Origin of the sequence: Micromonospora sp. S4605 (genome assembly GCF_003176715.1) — a bacterium.
GTDB lineage: Bacteria > Actinomycetota > Actinomycetes > Mycobacteriales > Micromonosporaceae > Micromonospora > Micromonospora echinaurantiaca.
Map to the genome: position 1 here is coordinate 1 of NZ_QGSW01000439.1, position 4,779 is coordinate 4,779.

Annotated in this window: 4 protein-coding genes and 1 pseudogene; 3 read left to right on the top strand and 2 right to left on the bottom strand. The window is 70.6% G+C overall.

Annotation, left to right across the window (positions count from 1 at the left end):
- Positions 1 to 291 precede the first annotated feature (291 nt).
- Together DLJ47_RS33605 and DLJ47_RS37370 are read left to right on the top strand one after the other, a co-directional pair.
- On the top strand, positions 292 to 1,320 hold the full coding sequence (locus DLJ47_RS33605) for an RNA polymerase subunit sigma-70 (protein ID WP_109906178.1): 1,029 nt from the start codon (positions 292 to 294) through the stop codon (positions 1,318 to 1,320).
- A 5-nt stretch (positions 1,321 to 1,325) separates the two neighbouring features.
- Positions 1,326 to 2,069: a DUF6069 family protein gene (locus DLJ47_RS37370; protein ID WP_109906180.1), complete on the top strand. Its 744-nt coding sequence runs from the start codon at positions 1,326 to 1,328 to the stop codon at positions 2,067 to 2,069.
- Between the two features lie 159 nt (positions 2,070 to 2,228).
- On the opposite strand, the gene DLJ47_RS33615 is transcribed toward DLJ47_RS37370, so the two are convergent.
- Positions 2,229 to 2,621, bottom strand: coding sequence for an FG-GAP repeat domain-containing protein (locus DLJ47_RS33615; RefSeq protein ID WP_233258161.1), 393 nt, complete (start codon positions 2,619 to 2,621; stop codon positions 2,229 to 2,231).
- A gap of 245 nt (positions 2,622 to 2,866) precedes the next feature.
- Positions 2,867 to 4,141, bottom strand: a complete 1,275-nt coding sequence (locus tag DLJ47_RS33625) for an IS701 family transposase (RefSeq protein ID WP_109906184.1) — start codon at positions 4,139 to 4,141, stop codon at positions 2,867 to 2,869.
- 180 nt (positions 4,142 to 4,321) lie between these two features.
- Here DLJ47_RS33625 and tnpA point away from each other — a divergent pair.
- Positions 4,322 to 4,600 (top strand): annotated as a pseudogene (gene tnpA, locus DLJ47_RS33630) (IS200/IS605 family transposase); the annotation flags it as partial.
- Positions 4,601 to 4,779: the final 179 nt, after the last annotated feature.

Consider the following 4,779-nt stretch of genomic DNA (forward strand, 5'->3'; position numbering starts at 1 on the left):
CTCCGGTCTCGTGGGCTCGGAGATGTGTATCAGAGACAGGTGTGGGAGCGGCGGGTGTCGTGCGAAACGAGCACCCGTGCCCGTGCGTCCATGCCGCCGCGTCGTCGTGAACCAGGCGACCCCGGCGCGCGCCAGGCGGTCGCGCGCCCGCGCCCGTTCCGGCCCTCCTCGCCGCACCGCGCGTCGGGCTCCGCCACCGGATGAGCCCTGCCGACCGCCCCTGGTGATGAGTTGTCGCGCCCGCAGCCGTCACACCTACGACGGGACACGACGAGGCGGAAGGATGACGTGATGGGTGCGGACACACGGCTGGAGGAGTTGGGCGTGAGCGGTCCGGGTGCGAACGGGCTGGGCGTGGGCGGTCTGGGCGAGGTCGACGAGCCGGCGTTCTCGGGGCTGGCGGAGCGGCACCGGCGGGAGCTGCACGTGCACTGCTACCGGATGCTCGGGTCGTTCGAGGACGCCGAGGACACCGTGCAGGAGACGTTCCTGCGTGCCTGGCGGCGGCGGGAGACCTTCGCTGGGCGGTCGACGTTCCGGGCCTGGCTGTACCGGATCGCCACCAACGCCTGCCTGGACCTGCTCGCCAAGCGCCGCCCGGAGCCGGCGACCGGTGGCGAGGTGCGGTGGCTGCAGCCCTACCCGGACCGGCTGCTCGACGAACTGCCCGCGGGCGACGCGGACGAGCCGGAGACCGTCGCCGTCGCCCGGGAGACGATCGAGCTGGCGTACCTGGTCGCCGTCCAGCACCTCGCGCCGCGCCCGCGGGCCGTGCTGATCCTGCGGGACGTGCTCGGCTGGCCGGCGAAGGACGTCGCGGAGCTGCTCGGGGACTCCGTCAACTCGGTGAACAGCGCGCTGCAGCGGGCCCGCGCCGGCATGCGGGAGCACCTGCCCGCCGAGCGGCAGGACTGGACCGGCGGCGAGGAGAACGCCGGGACCCGCGACCTGGTACGCCGCTTCACCGAGGCCAGCGTTGCCACGGACATCCCGGCGCTCACCGCGATGCTACGAGACGACGTCCGATGCTCGATGCCGCCCACGCCGGGCCTGCAGGTCGGCCGCGACGCGGTGGTGAACAACTGGATCGAGGACGGCTTCGAGGGCATGACGGGTCTGCGCGGCGTCCCCACCGCCGTGAACCGGCAGCCCGCCGTCGCCTTCTACCACTGGCGGGAGCAGGAGCAGGCGTACCTGCCGTTGACCATCGACGTCCTGCGTATCACCGGCGGCGTGATCACCGAGATCACCACCTTCCACGACGACCAGTTCCCGCGGCTCGGGCTGCCGGAGCGCCTGCCGGCGGACGGCACGGAGTAGCTCCGGTGCGGACGCTCGCGCTGCGCGGTGGCGCGCGTGTCGCGGTGGTCGCAACCGAGTGGCACGACGCGTTGGGCGTCGTCACCCGCGGGCGGGTGCAGCTGGAGCTGCGCGACGGCGAGCCCGGACCGGTCCTCGGACCCGACGCCGCCTTCTGGCTCCGCGGCACCGGCGTCCGCGCCCTGCGCAACCCCGGCCGTCGCACGGCGACGGTACGCATCGTCACGCCCAGGACCGTCACCTGTCAGTCGACACAGCCTGTACGCCAGTTACCGGACGACGGAGGAACAACCATGAACAGCATGAACGACACCGGGGTCGCCGCGGGCCCGGCACCGGGCCGGACCAGCCGCACCCACCGATTCCGCGGGCTCGTCGGCGCCGGCCTCGTCGCCACCCTCGCCGCGATGCTGGCCGCCACCCTCGCCGCCGCGCTCGCCCGGGCCGTCGGCGTCGACTTCGAGATCCCCGAGGGCGGCAAGGCGATCCCGCTGGGCGGGTTCACCGTGGTGACCGGCTTCTTCTCGGTCGTGGGCGTCGTCATCGCCGTCGCCCTTCTCCGGTGGAGCGCCCGCCCCGCCGACCGGTTCCTGTGGACGGCCGTGGCGCTGACGGTGATCTCGTTGATCCCGCCCCTCATCTCCGGGGCCGACACCGCCACCACCACCGCCCTGCTCGGGCTGCACCTCGTCCCCGCCGCGGTGATGATCCCCACCCTGACGCGGACCCTCCGCATCCGGACCGAGTGACCATCCCGCAACGGCACAACGCGCGGCGCCAAGGCCCGCGCCAGCGCACCGACCTCGCCCCCGGTCGCGACCACCCTGGCCGCCACCGGGGGCCGGGCGTCCCTCGCCGTACGCGACGGGCGCGCCCGGCCAAGCCGGGCGCGCCATCAGGTCACGCGGTCAGATGATGTCGTTGAGACCGCCCCAGCCGCTGCCGATCTGCCGGGCGTCCGGGCTGCTGTACGGCACACCGTTGTCACGCTCGATGTTGTTCGAGTACAGCCACAGCGTCCCGTCGGTCTTGCGAGCCACCAGGTCGGTGTAGCCGTCACCGGTGACGTCGGCACCGACGATGTGGGTGAAGCCGCCCCAGCCGCTGCCGATCTGGCTGGCGCTGCCGTACGGCACGCCGCCGTCGCGGACGAAGTTGTTCGCGTACAGCCACAGGGTGCCGTCCGTCTTGCGGGCCACCAGGTCGGTGAACCCGTCACCGGTCACGTCAGCGCCGACCAGGGTGTTGAAGCCGCTCCAGCCGTGGCCGATCTGCCGGGCCGTCGAGCCGCTGTAGGGCACCCCGTCGTCGCGGACGAAGTTGTTCGCGTACAGCCATAGGGTGCCGTCGGGTAGACGCGGAAGTTGTAACGAAGCTGCACATCGGACAGTTTACCCTTGGTCTATGGCTGGCTCCCTGGATGTTCGCGCCGGTAGACACTGTGTCTTCGTCCTGCACGCCCACTTGGTCTTCGTGACGAAGTTCCGGCACAGAGTGTTCACCGACCAGCACCTGACCCGCCTAGTACGGCAGCCGCCGTTCGTGATCAGTGCTGAAGTTCGAGGTTGAGGCGGCGTGTGTAGTGGGATCGTCTGGCTTGGGCTTGATGCCGGCGTCGCCAGCCTGACCAGTGCAAACGATGGGTGAGGTCGCTGATCGGGCGGATGATGCAGGCGTTAATCAGCCGACGGATCTCGTTGACGGTCAGCCTGATCAAGCCGTTGTCGGTGGGGGCGTCGGCGTCGTCGGTCGTGGCGTCGGCTGCGCAGATCGCCAGGACGGCGAGGGCGGCCAGGGCGAGGGTGGTGAACCGGTGCCAGGAGTCCCAGCGGCGGACCTGGTGCTGGTCCAGGCCGACCTGGCCTTTGGCGGCCTGGAAGCTCTCTTCGACGGTCCAGCGGATGCCCGCTACCCGCACGAGTTGGGCGAGGGTTGCTGGCTTCGGGGTCCAGCAGCGGTAGAAGGCCAGTTCACCGGTGGTGGTGTTGCGGCGGATCAGGAGGCTGTGATGGCCGCCGTCGTCGGGGTCGGCGTCGGTGCACACGTCGTCCAGCCAGGCCCAGTAGTAGAAGCGTGGGCCCCTCGACCCGGCGCCGGCTGAGCGGCGCTGCCAGGCTGATGCCGGCAGGTCGGCGGTGACCCGGTCGGCGCGAACTCTGGTCTTACCGCCGTCGAGCGGGATCAGATGGCTGCAGGACACCGCGAGGACGTAGCCGAGCCCGTGCTCGCGCAGGTGGGCGCGGAAGACGGCGCTGTTGCCGTATGCCTCGTCCGCGGCGGCCCATCCCGCCGGAACACCGGCATCGATCGCGGCGGTGATCATGTCGGCGGCTAACTGCGACTTGGTGGCGAACTCGATCTCGGCGGGCACGCCCGCGGCGCGGCACCGATCCCGGTCGTCGGTCCACGACGCCGGCAGATACACACGTCGGTCGATCAGGGTGTGCCCGCCCGCGCCGGCGTAGCCCAGGAACACCCCGACCTGGCTGTTCTCGATCCGCCCGGCCGTGCCGCTGTACTGCCGCTGCACCCCGACCGAATGCACGCCCTTCTTCAGATCGCCGGTCTCGTCGACCACCAGAACCGCGTCCGAGCCACCGAACCGGTCGGCGACCAGCTGCCGCAGGTCGTCACGAACGGCGTCGGCATCCCACACCGCCCGGTACAGCAGCCGCTGCATCGCATCCGGCCGGGCATGCCCGGCCTGCTCGGCCAACTGCCAACACGTCTTCACCTCAAGCTCGGACAGCAGCCCCGTCACGAACGCCGCCGCCGCACGACGAGGCTCCACCCGCCCGAACCGGCCCGCGAAACACCCCAGCACCCCGGCCAGCACACGCTCCCACCGAGCAACGGCTACGCTGTGGCACGCGGCCACCGCAAGATCTGATGTTGTGTCCACAACGCACAGACGATCACGCGGTGGCCGCCTCACGTCCACCCCGCCACAGCAGCAAGATCTCAAACGGCGGCTGCCGTACTAGAAGAAATCATGCGGGCGGTGTGCGCCGACTTCGAGTGCGACCTGGTCGAGTTCAACGGCGAGGGCGAGCACGTGCACCTACTGGTCAACTTCCCGCCGAAGGTCGCCTTGTCGAAGCTGGTCAACAGTCTCAAGGGTGTGTCCTCGCGACGGATGCGGCAGGAGTTCCCCGACCTGGTACCCCACTACTACCAGGCCAACAGGCTGTGGTCCGCCTCGTACTTCGCCGGGTCCGTCGGCGGTGCCCCCCTGACCGTTCTACGCCAATACATCGAGCAGCAGAACAGGCCAACCTAGAGCACGCTCGGGCCTAGGCGGCCCTCCCGCGCGGGCCTTCACCCCCGCCCTAAGCTTGTCGTTTAACCCGTGCGCCGTTTACGTGCGGTGATGCTCCGGTCACGTTTGATCGTTTTGCCGACGTCGTGGCGGGGCGCCGGCCTGCGGTTGGTGGAGCCGGGTGGGCGTCCGGGGCCTGG

Coding starts and splice junctions, on each gene's coding strand:
- DLJ47_RS33605 (WP_109906178.1), top strand. CDS start 292: ATGGGTGCGGACACACGGCTGGAGGAGTTGGGCGTGAGCGGTCCGGGT.